The 19097-nt window shown below is 70.1% G+C and carries 18 protein-coding genes; 5 read left to right on the top strand and 13 right to left on the bottom strand.

What is annotated here, in order from left to right:
* Window positions 1-14: 14 nt before the first annotated feature.
* From AB0N59_RS05455 to hemE, 5 genes are all read right to left on the bottom strand, one after another.
* Window positions 15-362 carry a hypothetical protein gene (locus tag AB0N59_RS05455; RefSeq protein WP_363479846.1) on the bottom strand — a complete coding sequence of 116 codons (348 nt, stop codon included), beginning with the start codon at window positions 360-362 and terminating at the stop codon, window positions 15-17.
* Window positions 349-759, bottom strand: coding sequence for a phage holin family protein (locus AB0N59_RS05450; protein WP_363479843.1), 411 nt, complete (start codon window positions 757-759; stop codon window positions 349-351). The genes AB0N59_RS05455 and AB0N59_RS05450 overlap by 14 nt, the downstream gene beginning before the upstream one ends.
* 3 nt (window positions 760-762) lie before the next feature.
* The gene (locus tag AB0N59_RS05445) at window positions 763-1161 is read right to left on the bottom strand and encodes a hypothetical protein (RefSeq protein ID WP_363479841.1); all 399 of its coding nucleotides are present in this window, start codon (window positions 1159-1161) and stop codon (window positions 763-765) included.
* Between the two features lie 114 nt (window positions 1162-1275).
* Window positions 1276-2742 carry an FAD-dependent oxidoreductase gene (locus AB0N59_RS05440; RefSeq protein ID WP_363479838.1) on the bottom strand — a complete coding sequence of 489 codons (1467 nt, stop codon included), beginning with the start codon at window positions 2740-2742 and terminating at the stop codon, window positions 1276-1278.
* 152 nt (window positions 2743-2894) lie between these two features.
* Entirely contained in the window at window positions 2895-3908 is a 1014-nt protein-coding gene (hemE, locus tag AB0N59_RS05435) for a uroporphyrinogen decarboxylase (protein ID WP_363479835.1), read from the bottom strand.
* A 107-nt stretch (window positions 3909-4015) separates the two neighbouring features.
* Here hemE and AB0N59_RS05430 point away from each other — a divergent pair, with 107 nt between their 5' ends.
* The 4 genes from AB0N59_RS05430 to AB0N59_RS05415 all read left to right on the top strand — a co-directional run bounded on the left by AB0N59_RS05430 (window position 4016) and on the right by AB0N59_RS05415 (window position 6880).
* Window positions 4016-5284 carry a glutamyl-tRNA reductase gene (locus AB0N59_RS05430; RefSeq protein ID WP_363479832.1) on the top strand — a complete coding sequence of 423 codons (1269 nt, stop codon included), beginning with the start codon at window positions 4016-4018 and terminating at the stop codon, window positions 5282-5284.
* A 156-nt stretch (window positions 5285-5440) separates the two neighbouring features.
* Window positions 5441-5854, top strand: a complete 414-nt coding sequence (gene arr, locus AB0N59_RS05425) for an NAD(+)--rifampin ADP-ribosyltransferase (protein ID WP_363479829.1) — start codon at window positions 5441-5443, stop codon at window positions 5852-5854.
* Window positions 5855-5882: 28 nt separating this feature from the next.
* Window positions 5883-6458: an HhH-GPD-type base excision DNA repair protein gene (locus tag AB0N59_RS05420; protein WP_363479826.1), complete on the top strand. Its 576-nt coding sequence runs from the start codon at window positions 5883-5885 to the stop codon at window positions 6456-6458.
* On the top strand, window positions 6455-6880 hold the full coding sequence (locus AB0N59_RS05415; protein WP_363479823.1) for a DUF1801 domain-containing protein: 426 nt from the start codon (window positions 6455-6457) through the stop codon (window positions 6878-6880). Before AB0N59_RS05420 ends, AB0N59_RS05415 begins: the two co-directional genes overlap by 4 nt.
* Before the next feature lie 33 nt (window positions 6881-6913).
* On the opposite strand, the gene AB0N59_RS05410 is transcribed toward AB0N59_RS05415, so the two are convergent.
* The 7 genes from AB0N59_RS05410 to AB0N59_RS05380 form a co-directional block, all read right to left on the bottom strand.
* Window positions 6914-7387 carry an adenylyltransferase/cytidyltransferase family protein gene (locus tag AB0N59_RS05410; protein ID WP_182254970.1) on the bottom strand — a complete coding sequence of 158 codons (474 nt, stop codon included), beginning with the start codon at window positions 7385-7387 and terminating at the stop codon, window positions 6914-6916.
* Between the two features lie 29 nt (window positions 7388-7416).
* Window positions 7417-8889, bottom strand: a complete 1473-nt coding sequence (locus AB0N59_RS05405) for a family 20 glycosylhydrolase (protein WP_363479819.1) — start codon at window positions 8887-8889, stop codon at window positions 7417-7419.
* Between the two features lie 17 nt (window positions 8890-8906).
* Window positions 8907-10109 (bottom strand): endo-beta-N-acetylglucosaminidase H, encoded by a 1203-nt coding sequence (locus tag AB0N59_RS05400; RefSeq protein WP_363479816.1) that lies wholly within the window; start codon window positions 10107-10109, stop codon window positions 8907-8909.
* 1 nt (window position 10110) lies between these two features.
* Window positions 10111-13395, bottom strand: coding sequence for a glycoside hydrolase domain-containing protein (locus tag AB0N59_RS05395; protein ID WP_363479813.1), 3285 nt, complete (start codon window positions 13393-13395; stop codon window positions 10111-10113).
* Complete coding sequence (locus tag AB0N59_RS05390; RefSeq protein WP_204974763.1) at window positions 13392-14318, bottom strand: carbohydrate ABC transporter permease; 927 nt, start codon at window positions 14316-14318, stop codon at window positions 13392-13394. Before AB0N59_RS05390 ends, AB0N59_RS05395 begins: the two co-directional genes overlap by 4 nt.
* Window positions 14315-15202: a sugar ABC transporter permease gene (locus AB0N59_RS05385; RefSeq protein ID WP_204974764.1), complete on the bottom strand. Its 888-nt coding sequence runs from the start codon at window positions 15200-15202 to the stop codon at window positions 14315-14317. Before AB0N59_RS05385 ends, AB0N59_RS05390 begins: the two co-directional genes overlap by 4 nt.
* A 63-nt stretch (window positions 15203-15265) precedes the next feature.
* Window positions 15266-16564 (bottom strand): extracellular solute-binding protein, encoded by a 1299-nt coding sequence (locus tag AB0N59_RS05380; RefSeq protein WP_363479808.1) that lies wholly within the window; start codon window positions 16562-16564, stop codon window positions 15266-15268.
* 142 nt (window positions 16565-16706) lie between these two features.
* Here AB0N59_RS05380 and AB0N59_RS05375 point away from each other — a divergent pair, with 142 nt between their 5' ends.
* Window positions 16707-18005 carry a glycosyl hydrolase gene (locus AB0N59_RS05375; protein WP_363479805.1) on the top strand — a complete coding sequence of 433 codons (1299 nt, stop codon included), beginning with the start codon at window positions 16707-16709 and terminating at the stop codon, window positions 18003-18005.
* A 16-nt stretch (window positions 18006-18021) separates the two neighbouring features.
* Here the strand turns inward: AB0N59_RS05375 and AB0N59_RS05370 are convergent, their stop codons facing one another.
* Window positions 18022-19047 (bottom strand): LacI family DNA-binding transcriptional regulator, encoded by a 1026-nt coding sequence (locus AB0N59_RS05370; protein WP_363479802.1) that lies wholly within the window; start codon window positions 19045-19047, stop codon window positions 18022-18024.
* Window positions 19048-19097 lie beyond the last annotated feature (50 nt).

Genomic DNA, 19097 nt, shown 5'->3' with positions numbered 1-19097 from the left:
GTGCGAGCCGCGGCTCAGCGCGAGATCGCGCGGGCGATCACCCACACGAGTCCGCCGACGGTCGCGGCCGCGGCGACGACAGCCGCTCCCGCACCCACCGGGTTGCGGTGGGCGAAGGCGCGAGCGCGCACGACGCCGCGCGCCGTCGCCTTCTCGATCCGACGCGGGAAGTTGCCGCGCACCTCGATCGCCGCGAGAGCGGCGCGCAGCTCGGCACGGGCCGACTCCACGGGATCGGCGATCCCCACCGGCACGACGGTGCGCGGCAGCGGGTTCGGCACGATGTCGGCGTTGCGGGCGAGCTCGGCGTTGCGTGCCCGCTCGTCGCGGCGCGCCACCTCGGTGTACTCAGAGTCGGTCATGTTCGGGGGCTCCCTTGATGAGACGCACATCGGTGGCGACGGCCTGGCCGGGGTTCTCGCGCTTGGTCACCTTGCGGAAGCGCGCGATGCCGAGCAGCGCGAAGATCACGATGAAGACGAGCAGGAATCCGAAGACCGCGAGAGCCGAGACCCACGCCGGCCACCACGAGCTCAAGCCGATGATGGCGAACGCCAGCAGCACGGGGATCGCCCAGAACAGCAGGAAGAGGACGATCACGAACCACAGGCTGCCGATACCGGCATCCTTCGCGGTGCGCGAGACCCACGCCTTGGCTGCGTTGACCTCGGCGGTCACGAGGTTGCGGACCAGCTCGGGCAGATCCCCGAGCAGAGTCAGCAGGCTGTCGTCGGCACGATCGCGGTATCCGCGAAGCATCCGTCAGGCCTTTTTCTTGGGCGTGACGCTGTCAGACCCGACCGGCTTGGCGGGAGGCATGGTGCCGCCCGACTTCGCGTCGCTCGAATCCTTGGCGTCGGCCACCTTCTCTGCCGCGTCCTTGGTCGCGTCGATGGCGCCGTCGAGCTTCTCGCCCGGAGTCGTGCCCGACTTCGAAACGGCCTTCACGACCTTGACGGCACCGCTCCAGACGGCACCGGGAACGGCGGCGGCCTGCGACTTGGCGAAGTCCTGCACGCGCGAGACCTGCTCCTGAACCGGGTCGAGGTTCCACACCTTCAACCACTGCGTCTTGATCTGCTGGTAGCGCTCGCGCCCCGCTCGACTGCCGAGGACGTAGCCTGCGCCGAGTCCGATGACGAGTCCGATCTTCCCCTTCATGAGGGCCTCCTGACGTTGGTTGCGGCCTCTTTCGCGTTCCAGGGTAACCGCATATTCCCGATTCGGCATCTGGCCTTGCGCGCCGGGCCCGATAGATGTAGCGGCCGCTCGACTTCAGTCCCAGAGCAGGTCGCCGCGCAGCCTGTCGGCCTCGGCGACGGCATCCGGGATCACCTGCGCCAGCCCCGTGCCCGCGACCCACGCGCCCACGACCGCGAGGCCGGTGATCGCCTTCACCGCGGTGCGCACGGCGGCGCGGCGCTCGGTCGCGCCGATCAGCGACGACGGCTGCGCCTGCACGTGCCTGGCGCGGTGGGCGGCGAGCAGCTGGTTCGGGTGCAGGGAGACGCCGAGCAGGGCGGATGCCTCTGACAGAGCGAGCGCGGCGGCCGCGTCGTCGTCGAGGGTCGCCGTCGCCGCCGGCTCGCCCTGGCTGCCGAACGACACCCGAACGAGGTGACGACCGGCCGCGGCGTCGCGCAGCCAGCCCCATTTCGCGGTCGAGTGCGTGAGCGCCTTGGCGGTGTGGCTGCCGGGAACGGTGAGCACGCCGCTGCCGCGCGGGGTCGCGTCGAGTTCCGGCGCGTCGAGCAGCAGCGTGACGATCTCGATCTCGGGGGCCGCACCGGCGTCCCCGAGCCCTGCGACGTGCGCGTCGATGAGGCGCCGGGCAGACGGCTCGGCGGTGGCGACGATCACGCCGGTGGCGTGCAGGGAGGTCACGGCCGGGGCATCCGGGTTCTCGTCGGCCGGCGGCTCGATCTCGACCGTCCAGCCGTCGCCGGCGCGGTCGAGACGGGTGACCGCGGTGCCGGTCCGCACGTCGGCGCCGTACGCGATGAGGTCTGCGCGCAGCGCGTCGACCAGCCGCCCCATGCCTCCGGCGAGTCCGAGCACGGCAGCGCCGGGCGCCGTGCCCTTGCGCTCGGCGGCGAGCAGGCCGATGGCTCCGCTCAGCGAGCCGATGCGGGTGAGGGCGGCGTTGAGGCCGGGGGCGGCGACATCGGTGTCGACGTCATCCGGGTCGGCCGAGTAGACGCCTGCGGTGACGGGGGCGACGAGCCGGTCGCGCACGCGCGCGCCCATCCGCGAGCCGACGAGCTTGCCGAGGCTGCGCTCGTGTCCGACGGTCAGCGGCGGGCGAAGGCGGTCGACGTAGGCGCGCCATGCACCCCGCCAGCCGATGATGCGCCGCACGTCCTCCTGGAACGGGTTGGCCGGGATGCCGAGCAGGCTGCCGACCGGAAGCGGCGCGTCGGGGGCATCGGGGATTCCGCTGAGCCAGGCCGCGCCGCCCTGCGGCGGAACGACCGCCTCGGCGAGTCCGAGCTCGTCGACCAGCGCGCGCACGTGGCCGCCGCGGGTGGCGAAGCTCTCGGCACCCACGTCGACGACGATGCCGTCGAGCTCGGCTGAGCGGATGCTGCCGCCGAGCGCGTCTGAGGCTTCGAGCACCGTCACGCGCATGCCGACCTTGGCGCACTCGCGTGCGGCGACGAGGCCGCCGATCCCGCCGCCCACGACGACGATGTGCTGCTGCGCCGCGCGCGCGGCGAGTTCGGGCGAGTGCTCGGATGTCATGCTGCGATTCTTCCACCGAGGCCTATGCGCCGGATGCCCACAGCTGACCGTTCACAACTCAGGGGATTCCGGCTGATTCGGGCCGGTTCCGTACCGGGACTCTGCTTCCAGGCCGAGGGCTCCTGAATTATGAACGGGCAAGAGCCGGCGGGTCAGAGCTCGCCGTGAGCGAGCTGCACGATGCGCGTCAGCTGATCGGGATCGGTCTCGGGCGGCACGCCGTGTCCGAGGTTGAGGATGTGCCCCTTGGCGCCCCGGCCGCGGGCGATCACATCGCGCACGTGCGCTTCGAGCACGGGCCACGGCGCCTGCAGCATCGCGGGGTCGATGTTGCCCTGCACCGCGGTGTCGGGCCCGACGATCGAGATCGCCTCGTCGAGCGGCATGCGCCAGTCGACGCCGACCGCCGAGGCCGTGCCGTCGAGGCGCATGTCGGCGAGGAAGGGTCCGGTGCCGACGCCGAAGTGGATGCTCGGCAGGCCGATGCCCTCGAGCGCGGCCTTCGAGTGCGGCGCGATGTGCGCGCGGAAGTCGGCGGCGCTCAGCGACCCGGCCCACGAGTCGAACAGCTGCACGACCGAGGCACCGGCGTCGCGCTGGATCTCGAGGAATCTGCGCGAGATGCGCGAGAGCCATCCGGCGAGCGCGTTCCACGCCTCGGGGTCGGCGTGCATCATGGCGCGGGCGCGCAGATGCTCCTTCGACGGGCCGCCCTCGATCAGGTACGCGGCGAGCGTGAACGGCGCTCCGGCGAACCCGATCAGCGGCGTGCCGCCGAGCTCGGCGACGGTGAGGCGCACGGCCTCGGCGACCGCGGTTCCGTCGAGGTCGGCGGGGTCGATCTGCGTGATCTTCGCGACGTCGTCGGCCGTGCGCACCGGGTTCGCGAAGACGGGGCCGCGGCCGGGCTCGATCTCGACGTCGACGCCGGCCAGGCGCAGCGGGATGACGATGTCGCTGAAGAACACCGCGGCATCGACCTTGTGCCGGCGCACGGGCTGCAGCGTGATCTCGGAAGCCAGGTCGGGGGTGAGGCAGGCGTCCAGCATCCGGGTGCCGACGCGCAGCTCGCGGTACTCGGGAAGCGACCGCCCGGCCTGACGCATGAACCAGACGGGGGTGCGCTCGGGGGTCTCGCCGGCGAGCGCGCGCAGCAGATCACTCATGCCGCCATCCTCGCATCGAGCGCCTATGCACCGGCCGGGCACGGCAGCACCCCGTGGTTAGGTCGCCCTTGGATGCCCTTCTTGAATACCCGGCGTAGACTTGACGGGTGCTGCTCTGCGTGACGGCGAGTCACAAGACCGCCTCTTTCGAACTGCTCGAACGCCTCAGCCGCCACCCCGAGACCGTCGCCCCCAGCCTGATGGCTGCCGGCGTGCAGGGAGCCGTCGTGCTCGCGACCTGCAACCGATTCGAAGCCTACGTAGAGGCCGATGAGGTGGATTCGGAGGCGGTCATCGAGACGGTCGCGCAGGCCACCGGCATCCCCTCCGCAGACCTCTCCGGCTCGTACCAGGTCGTCGACGACCCGCACGTCGCCGAGCACCTCTTCGCCGTCGCATCCGGCCTCGAGTCGGTCGTGTCGGGTGAGGGCGAGATCGCGGGGCAGGTCCGCCGCGCCCTGAGCGGAGCCCGCGAGCAGGGCACCACCTCGCCGCAGCTCGAGCGCCTGTTCCAGCGCGCCAGCCAGGCGCAGCGCAAGGTCAAGAACGTCACGGCCCTGCACCGCGCCGGCCGCTCGCTCGTGCGTCTCTCGCTCGAACTCGCCGACAGCCGCATCGCCGACTGGAGCGCCGAGCGCGTGCTGCTCGTCGGCACCGGCTCGTACGCCGCGGTCACTCTGGCGACGCTGCGCGAGCGCGGCGCCGTCGACATCTCGGTCTACTCCCCCTCGGGCCGGGCTGTGCCGTTCGCCAAGAAGCACGGCATCCGCCCTGTCTCGGCCGACGACTACGCGACCGTCGCACAGCGCTCGTCGCTGCTGATCACCTGCACCGCCACTGAGATGGTGCTGGGGCCGGCGCAGTTCGAGCGCGCGGCCGGTTCGGGTGCCGGATGCCCGGTGCCGGGGCACTCCGCACCGCAGCTCGTCATCGACCTCGGGATGCCGCGCAACGTCGACCCCGCCGTGGCGCAGCTCGAGGGCGTCGCGTTGCTCGACCTCGAGACCATCCGCCTGCACGCTCCGCTCGAAGAGCTGCACGCCACCGATGCGGCTCGCGATGTGGTGCGCGAGGCCGCCGAGAGCTTCCATCTCGACGGCTCGCGTCAGAGCGTGACGCCCGCGGTCGTCGCGCTGCGCACCCACATCTTCGGGCTGCTCGAGGCCGAGATCGATCGTGCCCGCCGCCGTGGTGACGAGAACGGTCTGGTCGAGCAGGCGATGCGCCACCTCGCCGGCGTGCTTCTGCACACTCCGACGACGCGTGCGCACGAGCTCGCTGCCGAGGGTCGTGCCGACGAGTTCCACGCCGCACTCGAGACCCTGTACGGCCTGAGCGCCGACTCCGGCACCGCGTCGGACGCCGCGACCGCCTGATCCGTCCCGCTCGGGCATCCGCTCTCGCGGCACTGTCCCGCGCTGCGCGCTTCGCGCGGAAATGTGCACCTGCCGCGGATCGGATCCGCGAATTCATCCGCGCGAAGCGCACAACTCCGCGCGAAGCGCACGCCGACCCGGTGCGACACTGGGTGCATGGTCCTCGACGACGGCCCCTTCTTCCACGGCACCACCGCTGCGCTGCAGCCAGGGGATCTGCTCACGGCAGGCTTCCCGTCGAACTACCGGCCCGAGATCGTGATGAACCACGTGTACTTCACGGCGCTGCGCGACGGGGCCGGGCTTGCGGCCGAACTGGCTGCAGAACTGGCATCCGGCGACGCCGCGCCGCACGTCTATCGCGTCGAGCCGACGGGCGAGTTCGAGAACGACCCGAACGTCACCGACAAGAGGTTCCCCGGCAACCCGACCCGCTCGTACCGCACCGCTCATCCGCTGCGGATCGTGGAAGAGGTGCACGACTGGACGCGACTGTCGCCGGACGATCTGCAGTCGTGGCGTGAGCGACTGGCGACGCTGCGCGACAGCCGGGCCGAGATCATCAACTAGCGACGGGGGCCTCTGCGAGACTGGACGCATGGCCCTTCACATCACCGGAGACACCGCCGCCGACGACCTGCTCACGAACAACCCGCTGGCTCTGCTGGTGGGCATGCTGCTCGACCAGCAGGTTCCCATGGAGACCGCCTTCGCCGGTCCGCTCAAGATCGAGCAGCGCACAGGAGCGGCCGATGCCGCCGCCATCGCGAGCATGGATCCGGATGCCTTTCTCGAGGCGTTCAGGCAGACGCCGGCCGTTCACCGTTTCCCCGGCTCGATGGCCGCGCGGGTGCAGACGCTCTGCCAGACGCTGGTCGACGAGTGGGGCGGGGATGCATCCGCTCTCTGGACGTCCGGTGACCCTGATGGCCGTGAGGTGCTCACGCGCCTGAAGAAGCTGCCCGGCTTCGGCGAGCAGAAGGCGAAGATCTTCCTGGCTCTGCTGGGCAAGCAGTACGGCTTCACCGGCGAGGGGTGGCGCGAGGCATCCGCCCCCTACGGCGAGGAGGACGCCTACCGCAGCGTCGCAGACATCGTCTCGCCCGAGTCGCTGACCAAGGTGCGCGAGCACAAGAAGGCGATGAAGGCAGCCGCCAAGGCGGCGAAGGCGTGAAGCCCACCGGCGATGACGTCGCGGCGCTGATCGCACGATCGGCTCCCGCGATCCGGCGACGGGATGCCGAGACCCTGACCGCCCTGATGCAGGAGATCTCGGGGCGCGAGCCCGCGGTGTGGGGGACGATCATCGGCTTCGGCCAGGTGCACTACCGGTACCCCACGGGAACCGAGGGCGACACCGGCCTGCTCGCCTTCGCTCCGCGCAAGGCGGCGACGACGATCTACCTGCTCGACGGCGTCGATGCGCACGCCGACGCGCTGGCGCAGCTGGGCCCGCACACCTCGGGTGCCGGATGCCTCTACATCAAGGATCTCGAGCAGATCGACCTCGACGTGCTGCGAGGCATCCTGGCGCGGTCACTCGCCTGGGCGGAGGCCGGCGGCAGCGCAGGGATGCAGCTCACCGTCGTGAGCTGAACCCCGGCTGCGCGCCGCCGCGCCCCCGAAGACTCAGCCTCGGGCGAGACGCTCGGCTTCTTTCGCGGCGACGATCTTGCGCAGACCCGAGCTCGAGAAGCGGTGGTTGCGGCTGTTGAAGTACAGCTCGATGCCGGCCTCTTCGCAGTAGCTGCGGCCGGTGAAGTCGCGGTCTTCGTACTCGTCGCCGACGATGCGCACGTCGAGCTTGAACGAGCGCAGGATGTCTTCCAGGTCCTGCTCGGTCGAATACGGGACGATCTCGTCGACGTACTCGCAGCCGCGCAGCTGGATGTAGCGCTCGACGACCGTCTGGGTCGGAGCGTTCTTCTCGGGGCGGTCGAGCGTGGGGTCCATCTGCAGACCGCAGATCAGGTAGTCGCACTGCCGCTTCGCCTCGGCGAGCATCATGATGTGCCCGGCGTGCAGCAGGTCGAAGGTGGAGAAGGTGATCCCCACCCGCGGCCCGGGGTTGTAGTCCTGGTGCTTCTTGACGGTCTCGCTCATGGCGTCCTTCCGTATGGCTTCAGATGATTCTATGGGGACGCAACCCGGGTAACCGCCGTGCCGACGGCGTCGTCCAGCCGCGAGAACTCCTCGAGGGTGAGCTGCGAGCCGCCGTTCCAGCCGCGTTCGGCCATGGCGCGCAGCGGCGCGCGCACACCGGCCGCGACCTCGACCGGGGTCTGGGCATCGGGGTCGTCCGCCCAGATCGCGAAGGAGCAGCCGCGCAGCTGGGCCGGGTACGGCTGCATGACCTCCTGCCGCTTCCCGCCATGCGGGTAAGAGTCCGGCAACGACGGGAACAGGCCCGGATGCCAGTCCGCATCCCAGATGCGCGCCGCAGTCGGGTAGCGGTAGCCGGCGTTCTCGCCGAGCACGTAGTAGAACACCGCGTCGCTGACGTTCACGATCGCGTGGCCGGCCGCCAGGGCATCCGTCAGCGGGCGCATCTGAGCGTGCCAGTTCGTCCACCACGTCAGCTCGACCTCATGGTCGAGCTGCACGCGTGACCCCCGCAGCATCCCGTCGTTCCAGACGCGCGTCGTGAACCCGCGCCGGCGCAGGTGGGCCGCCATCTCGTTGACGAATCCGGTGAGCAGGTCGAATCCGGTGGCACCGCTGCCGTGCCGTGCGACGGCCTCCGCGGCGAGCGCGGGGTGATCGTCGATGCGGGCGAAGTCGACGAACTCGTCGCCGCCCAGGTTCCACCGCGTGCTGTACGGGAAGTGCGTGATCATGTCGTCGATGAGGGCGCGGGCGAAGTCGACCGCCTCGCTGCGCGTGATGTCGAGCGCGTTCTCGCTGCGCACGAGCGCGTCGGGGTCGTCGGCGGCGGGCATCCGCAGCTCCGGATGCCGGTTCAGCACCCACCCGAGGTGGCCGGGCATGTCGAGGGAGGGGACGACGTCGATGTGCAGTGACCGGGCGGTCTCGACGATGCGCCGTGCCTCTTCTCTGGTGATGTGGTCGGGCGAGACGACCTCGGGAAAGGCGTCGGATGCCAGCCGGAACCCCTCGTTCTCGGAGAAGTGCCACTGCAGGACGTTCACGCCCACGTCGGCGGCGTCGTGCAGCAGAGCGATGATCCAGTCGGCCGGATAGTGCTTGCGGGCCGCGTCGAGGTGGATGCCGCGTTCGGCGACCGCGGGCGCGCTCTCGACGCGTCCGTGCGGCACGTGTCCTTGTGCGCGCAGGTTGTGCAGCAGCTGCCGGGCGGCACGGAAGGCGCCGGCAGCCGTCGGGGCCTCGATGACGATGTCGTCGTCGACGTCGATCGCGAACGCCTCGGGCGAGGGCCGGGTGGTCGACTCGCGCAGTGCGATGCGCGACCCCTCCCCCGACGGGATGCCGAGGTCGGCGAGCTCCTGCTGCAGGCGGGCGGCCTCGTCGGCGAGCGCCGTTGCCCCGGCCTCGACGCTCAGCGAGGTCGGACGCCAGCATCCGCCCTCGGGCACGAAGAGGGACGGCTGCGGCAGCGCGAGCCACGATGCAGCCGTCCCCGTCACGTGTTCCTCCGCAATGATCAGCGGCAGACCGGCACGGCGTACGGCTCGACGAGATCGAGCGTGCCGTCGGGCCCGTTCACGCTGACCGTCAGCTCGCCGTCGGCGGCCGCGCCGCGCTTCGCCTGCTGCACGATGGTGCGGCTCTCGCCGGCGGCGATGCCGTCGACCGTGCGGGTTCCGACCGTCGAGGCGACCGTCGCGCTGAGCTCCGCATCGTCGGCGCTGTCGATGCGCACCTTCAGCTTCACGTCACCGCCGGCGCAGGTGGCCTGCACCTCGACGTCGACGTCGTACCACGGGGCGCGGTAGGCGGTGGCGTGGCCGGTGAGGATCTCGGTGATCTTCGACAGATACGCTGAGTGGTCGCCGGCCGTGAGGTTGTAGGTGACGTAGACGCCGTAGCCCTCGTCGACGGTTCGCTGGGCGAGTGCGGTCGCGCGATCGACGCTGGTGCTGGTCAGATCGACGGCGGCGGCGCCGAACTGGTCCCGGGTCATGCCGGGCACCTGCGGTGGGTTCCACGCACCGTAGTACGGGTTCCACGAGTAGTCGAGATTCTCGCTCGCGCCGGTGCCCTGCCAGTCGGTGAGGTCGTACGACGGACCGATGTTGTAGAGCGTGATCAGCTTGTCGGGGCCGAGGCGGTCACGCAGCTCGTCGAGCAGGTAGGCGAACGAGGTGGGGTTCGGCTGCGCGGTGCCGTTGTTGCCGTAGCCCGACCACTCGTCGTCGAAGTCGATGCCGTCGAGGCCGTAGGTCTCGACCGCATCGGCGAGCTGGTCGGCGAACGCCGCAGCGCTCTCGCGGGAGGTGAAGTTCGCGAACCCTGCTCCCTGGTGGTTGCCGAGCACCGAGAGCAGCACCTTGGTGCCTCGCTCCTGCAGCGGGCGGATCTGCGTGTCGGCCTGCTCGAGCGTCTCGGTCACGCGCTCGTTGAGGTGCAGGTACGCCTGCTGAGAGTCGACGTCGTAGTTGATGTTGGCGGCGAAGATCATCGCCATGTCGAACGCCGGCCGGTTCGTGCCCTCGAGCGTGTAGTCGGCGACGTTCGCCATGTCGTTGCTGTTGACCTCGACGTAGACGACGCGCTTCGGGTCGTCTGCATCCGGTGCCGCGATGGGCGCGGCGGATGCCGCTGCGGGCACGGTCAGGCCTGCGATGGCCAGGCCGATGGCGGCGACGGCGGCGATGCCGGCGCGGCGGGGAGCGGGAGCGTGCATGTCATTCCTTCCGATCTGCTTCTTCGAATTCCGGTGGGGATGCCAGATCGAACAGTTCGATCTGACGCAGGGTGAGGGCGCGTGCGGTGGCGTGCACCCTCAGCATTCGGGCGGTGACGGGTTCCGCGAACGTGAAGGGGGTGGTGCGCTCGGCGGGCAGCGGTTCGCGATGGGTGGTCGCGAGTTCGCGCCAGGTGCGGCCGTCGTCGCTGGCCTGCCAGAGCCAGTCGCCCTCGGCGGCCGGCTCGCCTGCAGTGAGCGTGACATCGGTGACGGTGCGCGGCGCGGGGAAGGCCCAGCCGGCGTCGGCCACGGCGAGCGCCTCGGCACCCGCGTCGTCGAACAGCGCCGCGTGGGCGGCGTCGAGCGGCTCTCCGTGATCGGCGGTGAGATCCGGATGCCATTCCGCGGCGTGCTCGTCGGCATCCCACAGCCCGCGGTTCGCCGCCTCACCGGGGTCTGCGGTGAAGAACAGCTCGAGCACGCGGTCGCCATGGAGGGCGTCGACCGAGAGCGTCGCGTTCTCGAGCGGTGCGGAGTCGAGGGTCGCGGACGCCAGGTACCGGGCATCCGGATTCGAGCGATGCGACACCACCCGCAGACGCGAGCCGTCGGCACGGCGCAGAGTGACGTCGTCGAAGAGCGGGCAGCCGAGGCGCAGCTCGCCCGAGGCGAGCTCAAGGGGATACAGCCCGACGGCGGCCCAGAGCCACCACATGCTCATCTCGCCGTTGTCCTCATCGCCCGGGAAGCCCTGGCCGATCATGGCGCCCGCGAACAGGCGCCCGGCGAGCTCGTTCGCGAGGGCCCCGGCCTGCCATGGCCGGTCGCCGTGCACGTGCATCCACGGGATGTGATGCGCGGGCTGGTTCGAGATCGCGCACATGCCGCTGCGCTGGGCGCGTGCCTCGCGCTGCTCGTGGATGACGGTGCCGTAGCTGCCGCCGAAGGCCTCGTCGCCCGTCTCGGGCTCGGCGAAGAGCCGGTCGAGGTGCGCGCGCAGAGGCGCCCGGCCGCCGTGCAGAGCAGCGAGTCCTGCGCCGTCGTGCACGGCGCTGACCGACATGCCCCAGGCGTTGGTCTCGACGTTGTCGCCGCCCCAGACGCGCGGGTCGAAGTCGTCGGGGAACCGGCCGGACCGGTCGCGGCCGCGGAAGAATCCGGATGCCGGGTCGAACAGCATCCGGTACGACAGCGCCCTGTTGCCGAAGTAGCGGGCGTAGGCGGCGTAGCGGGCCCTGTCGGCGTTCGAATCGCTCAATTCACGGGTGTTCGGCCCGCCAGGCGACCAGGTGAGCGATTCGAAACCGGCGAGACGGCGGGCGAGGCGTGCGATGCCCGCGTCGGACATCGCATTCTCGAGGCTCCAGCTCATGCCCTCGGGCACGTCACGGCTGACGTAGCCCGCGAACCGTCCGCGAGCGATGCCCTTGCGGCCCTTGCGCGGGTCGTCGCTCGGCTCGCAGGCGTTGCGCCAGGCCGTCTCGAACGCGGCCCGCTCGTCGAACGAGACGCCCCACCGCTCGGCGTCGGCGAAGATCTGGTCGCTCGAGGTGCCGACCATCGAGTCGACGTAGCCGGGGGCGCTCCACCGTGCCATCCATCCGCCGCGTGCCGCCTGCTGCAGCAGACCGTCGAGCATGCGGCCGGCCCGCGGGGCGTCGAACAGCGCCAGCGCCGGCCAGGCGGTGCGATAGGTGTCCCAATAGCCGTTGTTGACGAACAGCTCGCCGTCGGCGATCGGTGCGCCGGTCGCGTCGTCGCCGTGCTCGGCGGCCGGCACGGTCGGGTCGGCGAACTGCAGCCGAGGCTGCCCGACGGTGCCGACGTTCTCGGCGGTGGTGTTCGGGTACAGGTGCAGGCGGTACAGCGCGGAGGCGATCTGCGCCCGTGCCTCATCATCGGCGAGGCCGCGGAACGGCCGATCTTCGGGATCGATGGCGGGGATCTCGACGGCGCCGAGCAGCGTGTTCCATTCGTCGCGCAGATCGTCTCGCAGGCTGTCGAACCCGCGTTCCGGCGGCAGCTCCTCGGCCAGCGCCCGCCCGGCCTGCTCGACCGAGAGGAACGACTGCGCGATGCGCAGCTCGAGGCCACCTGCCGCGCTCAGCACGAGGGAGGCGCCGGTCTCGGCCAGCTCCACGGCGGCCTCCCCGCCGACGACACGGCCGGCGAAGTACGCGCGGGGCGGGTTGCCCCAGTCGGCCGAGCCCTCGGGCGTCCAGCCGTCGAAGGTTCCGTCGGGGTGGATGGTGACGCGGCCCTCACCGTCGGGCGACCCCACCGCGAAGCCGACGGTCGTGCGCGGATCGTCGGCGAGCAGGCGGAACGCGCCGCCGTGAGATGTCGCGGTCATCTCGGCCCTGCCGCCGCCGACCAGCCCGGCCCGATACACGTGCGGGCGGGCGTGCTCGGTGCCGGGGACGATACGCAGCGGCTCGTGGCCTGCGTCGTCGGCCGCGCCCACGAACGGTCGCAGCTGCAGCACGCCGCGGTCGCCGATCCAGGGACTCGGCTGATGAGAGAACTGCAGCGCGGCGAGCGGACGCCCGCGGGCGTCGTCGTGCACCGACCAGCGGTACGGCCACCGGGTGTCGGCCACCTGCGTCGCCGGGGTGAGGAAGCAGAAGCCGTGCGGCACGGCCGTGATCGGAATCGTGTTGCCCCGCGAGAAGCGGTCGCCCGAGTGGCTGCCGCGGCGGGTGTCGACGCGATCGGCCGCCGTGAGGTCGTCTTCGGATGCGGTCGGCGGAGCCAGGGCATCCGTCGTGGTGCCCAGCACGAGCTCGACGAAACCCTCGACGATCCGCTCGTCGTCATCGGAGGCTGCGGCGAGCGCCGGCGAGCCCAGCACCACCTCGACGCGAGCGACCCACCCCGCCCACGGCTCGAGAGACACCGAATCGGCGTTCCACTGCTCGGGCATCGACCAGGCCGCCGCGAACTGCGCCTCGGCCGTCAGGCCGAAGCCGTAGCGGTCGCGCACCCGCAGATGCTCGCTGAGACGCTGCTCCGGCGTGCCGGCCGCGCGCTCGAAGACGACGTCGACGGTCACGGCGAGTGCCTCGTGCGGCGCATGCACGGCAGCGGGACCGTCCGCGTAGAACGCCCAGTGCAGCACGGCATCCGGAGCCACCTCGAACGCGCCGGGCAGCGGCACCCGCTGCACCCCGGCGGCGGGGTCGAATCGGAACGCGTGCACCTGCCCGCCGAGCACGCCGGCGAGAGGCCGGGATGACGGCGGGTCCGCAGGACCGTCCGCCCTCCTCAGCTCGGCCGAGGTCATCCCTTGACCGCTCCCTCTTGCACTCCCTGGAAGAAGAAGCGCTGCATGACCGAGAACAGCACGATGATCGGGATCAGCGCCACCATGGTGCCCGCCGCGATCATGCGCGGGTCAGGCGAGAAGTTGCCGTTCAGATACGCCATGCCGACCGTCAGGGTGTACTTGCTCGGGTCGGTGAGCACCATCAGCGGCCACAGGTAGTCGTCCCACTGGCCGATGAAGGTGAAGATCGCGACGACGCTCGCCATGCCCTTCACGTTCGGCCAGACGATGTGGCGGATGCGCTGCCAGGTCGTGGCGCCGTCGACGGTGGCGGCGTCGAGCACGTCCTGCGGGATCATGCGGCAGGCGGTGGCGATCAGCAGCACGTTCATCGCGCCGATCGCACCGGGCAGGAAGACTCCCCACAGCGAATTGGCGAGGCCGAGCGAGTTGATCGTGAGCAGGTTGGCCGTCACGGTCACCTCACCGGGCAGCAGCATGGTCGAGACCAGGATGCCGAGGGCGATGTACTTGCCGCGGAACTTCATGCAGGCGAGGGCGTAGCCGCCGAACAGCGAGAGCACGACGTTGGTGATCACCGAGCCGACCGCCACGAGCAGCGAGTGCCAGGCGTAGGTGTACACCGGGATCAGGTCGGTGACCTTGATGTAGTTCTCGATGGTCGGGTCGGTCGGGATGAAGTTCGGCGGGAACGTGTAGAGGTCGTCGGCCGGGCCCTTGAAAGAGGTCGACAGCTGCCAGACGAACGGCCCGATGACGAGCAGCAGGACCATCGTGAGCAGCACGTACCGGCCGATCAGGCCGCCGATGGTCGGCTTGCTGAAGTCGCCCGACCCCTTGCGGCGGAACCGGCGATCCGGACGCAGCTGCTGGGGCTGGGTCTGCTCGGGGGACGCGGGGAGATCCTGCAGGACGCTCATGCCGGCACCTTCGCCTTCTTCTCGCGGTTCATCAGGGCGATCGCGACCAGAGGGATCAGCGTCAGCAGGAACAGGGCGACGCTGATCGCGGCGGCGTAGCCGAGGTTGCCGTTCAGGCCCGACCCGACCTGGCGGATGAGCATGACGATCGACATGTTGTAGCCGCCGGGGCCGCCCGTGCCGTTCGAGAGCACGTCGAGCTCGGTGAACACGCGCATCGCCGAGACGGCGACGAGCACCGAGATCAGCAGCATCGCGCCCCGGACGCTGGGGATGGTCACGCTGACGAAGCGGCGGAAGCTGCCGGCGCCGTCGAGCATGGCCGCCTCATGCAGATCCTTGCCGACGTTGCCCAGCGCGGCGAGGTACACGACCATGTAGTAGCCGAGACCCTTCCACACGGTGAGCAGGATCGAGACCCCGAGCATCCACCACCGGTCGACGAGGAAGGCGACGGGCTGGTCGGTAACCCCCATCCACTGCAGGCCCTCGTTGATGATGCCGCGGCTGTCGAACAGCCAGCCCCAGATGAGCGCGACGACGACGACCGAGGCGATCACCGGGAAGTAGTACGTCGTGCGGAAGAGCGCGATCCCGGGGATGTTCTTCTCGACCAGCAGGGCGAGCAGCAGCGGCAGGATCGTCAGCAGCGGCACGCAGACGACCACGTAGATGAGGCAGGTGACCAGCGCGTAGCGGAACTGCTCGTCGGTCAGCAGGCGCTCGTAGTGCTCGAACCCCACCGGCTGCACCGGCTGCAGGGGCCGCGCGTCGGTGAAGCTGAGCACGACCGTGTTGAGGAACGGCCAGAGCGAGAACACCAGCACCCAGATGACGGCGGGCGCCAGGAGCAGCCAGGGTGTGAACCACCTGTGCGACTTCATGTGTGCTGCCTCTCCTCGGGTGCTGGTGTTCTGCGCTGGTGTTCGTCGATCAGACGCGGTGCGTCACTGATCGATGCGGTTGTCGTTGGCGTACTTGACGATCTTGTCGAGCGTCTCCTTCGCCGGAGCGTCGCCGCGGATCGCGAGCGCCATCTGCTGGTTGAGGTAGTCGGTCATGCCGCCGGTCCACTGGAACGGGGTCGCCTCGGCGTTCGGGATCGCGTCGAACATGACCTTCATCGCCTTCGCCTGTGCGGGATCGAGGTCGCCCTCGACGGCGCTGACGACCTCATCCGCGCCCTCTGCCGTGCCGGGTGCGAAGCCGACCGCGATCTTCACGAACTCGACCTGGTTCTCCTGGTTGGTGACGAACTCGGCGAACGCGAGAGCGGCGGCCTTGTTGTCGGAGTCGGCGGCGACGTTCACGCCCTGCACGAACAGCGGCGGGATGCCGGGGCGCGGGGTCGCGACGGTGGTCTCGAGCAGCGAGGGAGCCTTGGTGCGCAGGTCGCCGGCGAAGCCAGAGCCGCCGGTCGAGTACGCGACCTTCTCCTGCAGGTACATCTCGGCGTTGCCGCCGTAGCTGCCGGTCAGCGACTCGGGCGGCATGGCACCGGCTTTGTACGCGTCGGCGTACTGCTGCACGATCTCGACGGCCTCGGGGGTGTTGAAGATGAACGTGCCGTCGTCGTCCATGATGTCGATGTCGGCCGACACGAAGGTGTCGAGGCCCGGCATCGACGAGACGAGCTTGACCTTGCCGTTCGAGTCGGCGGCGACCTTCTTGGCGAGCTCGAGCCATGCGTCGGTCGAGGTGGGGAGGTCGGCTTCCTTCACTCCGACCTCGCCCAGCTGCTTCATGTTCCACCACGACTCATCGCTGCCGAGGTACCAGGGCAGGCCGTAGGTGCCGTCGACGCCGGTGAAGCTGCTGTACGCGTCCCAGCCGCCCTCGTTGTACTTGTCTTCGAGCCCGGGGTCGGCCTCGTCGAGGTCGAGCAGCTTGCCGGCCTTGACCAGCGGGAACGCGATGTCGGGCGGCAGGTTGAGCACGTCGGGCAGGGTGTTCGAGTTCGCCTGGCTGAGGATCTTGTCCTGGTAGCCGTCGCCGGGCTGGTCGAGCCACTCGACCTTGACCTTGGGGTGCTCCTTCTCGAAGTCCTCGATCAGCGCCTCGAAGTAGGGCGTGAACTTCTCGTTCTTCAGCGACCAGGTCTGGAACTGGATCTCGCCGCTCAGCTCGCCCTTCGTGTCGACCGCTCCGCCGCCTCCGGGTGCGGGCGCGGCGCCGCCGGTGCAGCCCGCGAGGGCCAGCGCGGTCACCGCGGCGAGTCCGGTAGCGAGAGTCGTTCTGATCCTCATGGACGTTCTCCTTCGAAGTGGTCCGGGATGTTCGCCCCTGCGGGTGGCATCCTCAACTAAACCGTTATAGTGTCCATAGCATTGCACATGACGGGCGTCCCGTCCAGCGAGACCCGGATCCATCCATCACGAAAGGACAGCGATGTCCGCGCCATCCCCCGCCGCACCCCTTCGCTTCGGCGCGAACTACACGCCGTCGACGAACTGGATGCATTCCTGGCTCTCGCTGAACCTCGACGACGTGCGTCGCGACTTCGACGGGCTCGCCCGTCTCGGGCTCGATCACGTGCGCATCTTCCCGCTCTGGACGGTGCTGCAGCCCAATCGCTCGCTGATCCGCGCCGAGGCCGTCGACGACGTGCGCGCGGTGGTCGACGTGGGGGCCGAGTTCGGTCTCGACGTGAGCGTCGACGTCATCCAGGGGCATCTGTCGAGCTTCGACTTCATCCCGTCGTGGCTGTACACCTGGCACGACAAGAACATGTTCACGCACCCCGACGCGCTCAGCGGCCAGGTGGCGCTGGTCGAGCGCCTGGGCGAGGCGCTCGACCAGGCGAAGAACTTCCTCGGGTTCACGACGGGCAACGAGACCAACCAGTTCTCGGCATCCGTGCATCCCTCTCCCTGGCCGGTGACGACGGCCGAGGCGGCGAACTGGATCACGGCCCTCCTCGATGCGGCCGACCGCACCGCGCCCGGCCGCGAGCACGTGCACAGCGAGTACGACGCCGCCTGGTACCTCGACGGCCACGGCTTCACGCCGGCCCTCGCCGCCCGCCTCGGAGCGATGACGACGGTGCACTCGTGGATCTTCAACGGCACCGCGCAGCGCTACGGCGGCAGATCACAGGCATCCGACCGCCATGCCGAATACATGATCGAGGTCTCGCGCGCGTTCGCGACCGATCCGCATCGCAGCACCTGGCTGCAGGAGGTCGGCGCCCCCTCGAACTGCCTCACCGACGACGAGACGCCCGGGTTCCTCGAGGCGACCGTGCGCAACGCCGCCCGCACCGAGAACCTGTGGGGCGTCACCTGGTGGTGCTCGCACGACGTCAGCCGCACCCTGGTCGACTTCCCCGAGCTGGAGTACTCGCTCGGCCTGATCGACCAGTCGGGCGCGGCCAAGCCCATCGGCCGGCGCTACGCCGAGATCATCCCCGAGCTGCGCGAGCGCGGCCCTCACGTGCCCCGATCGGTGGGGATCGTGATCGAGGTCGACGCCGACGACACCCCCGTCAGCCGCGGAGCCCTCGCACCAGGCGGACCGATCTTCGATGCGTGGGTGCAGGCGTGCGAGAGCGGGGTGGATGCCGCGTTCGTCACGTCGAAGATCGCGGCGGATGCTGCCGCACTGGCCTCACGCGGGATCACAGAGCTTCTGCATCCCGACCTGTCGAAGCCCGTCGCGACCTACTCGTCGAACAACACCGTCGTCTGACGGGCGGGGCGCGCGCTCAGCTCACAGGGCGACCGGTGCTCTCGCGCACCGTCAGCGTCGGCACGGGGCCCATGCGGTCGGGCAGCACCTCGGAGGCGTCGAGCTGCTCGAGCAGGAAGTCGGCCGCCCGCTCCCCCAGCAGGAACGTGTCTCGCGTGAGGCAGGTGATCGACGGATGCACGAGGCCGGTGACGATCGAGTCGTCGAACGACGCCAGCGACAGCTCGCCCGGCACGCGCACGCCCATCTCCTGCGTGACCCGGAGGCCTGCGATCGCCATCATGTCGTTGTCGAACACGACGGCTGTGGGCAGCTCGGCGCGGCTCAGCAGCGAGCGCATGACGGTCGAGACCTGCGACGGCGAGTAGTCGGTCTCGACGACCTCGCCGCGCACGCCGCGCGCCGACATCGCGTCGAGCACTCCCCGGCGCAGGCGCACGTGCTCGTGCGCCGCCGCACCCGAGATGTAGACGATGTGCCGATGGCCGAGGCGGGCGAGATACCCGAACACCGTCTCGGCGGCAGCGGAGTCGTCGAGCCAGAGCGTCGCGTGCTCGCCGTCGGGCGACGGCTGTCCGCCGATCGTGATCGATGGCAGCCCCAGCGTGCGCAGCAGCTCGGGGCGCGGGTCGTCGACGCGCGGATCGAGCACGAGAACGCCGTCGACCTGATTCGCGCGCCGCCACCGGCGGTACGTGTCGAGCTCCTCCTCGAGCGTGGGGACGACGACCAGCTGCATGCCGATGCGCCGGGCCGCGAGCGACGACTGCACACCGGCGATGAGATCGGTGAAGAACGCCTCTGTGCCCAGGGTGCGCGCCGGACGGTTGACGGCGAAGCCGATGACTCCGGCGTGCGCGCCGACGAGGGCGCGCGCGGTCGAGCTCGGGCGCCAGTCGTGCTGGTCGGCGATCGCGAGGATGCGCTGCCGGGTCTCTTCGCTCACCCCGGGGCGCCCGTTGAGGGCGAAGGACACGGCACCAGGAGACACACCTGCCTGCCTCGCGATGTCCGCGATGGTGACACGCTTGGACCGTGGCATAGACTCACCGTACTAGATCGTTTTAGTTGCGATCGTCCCCCTGGCCCCCC

The sequence above is a fragment of the Microbacterium sp. NPDC089321 genome (genome assembly GCF_040684935.1).
Classification (GTDB): Bacteria; Actinomycetota; Actinomycetes; order Actinomycetales; family Microbacteriaceae; genus Microbacterium.
The sequence above is the reverse complement of the archived record's forward strand: the minus strand, read 5'-3'. Positions and strand labels throughout refer to the sequence as shown.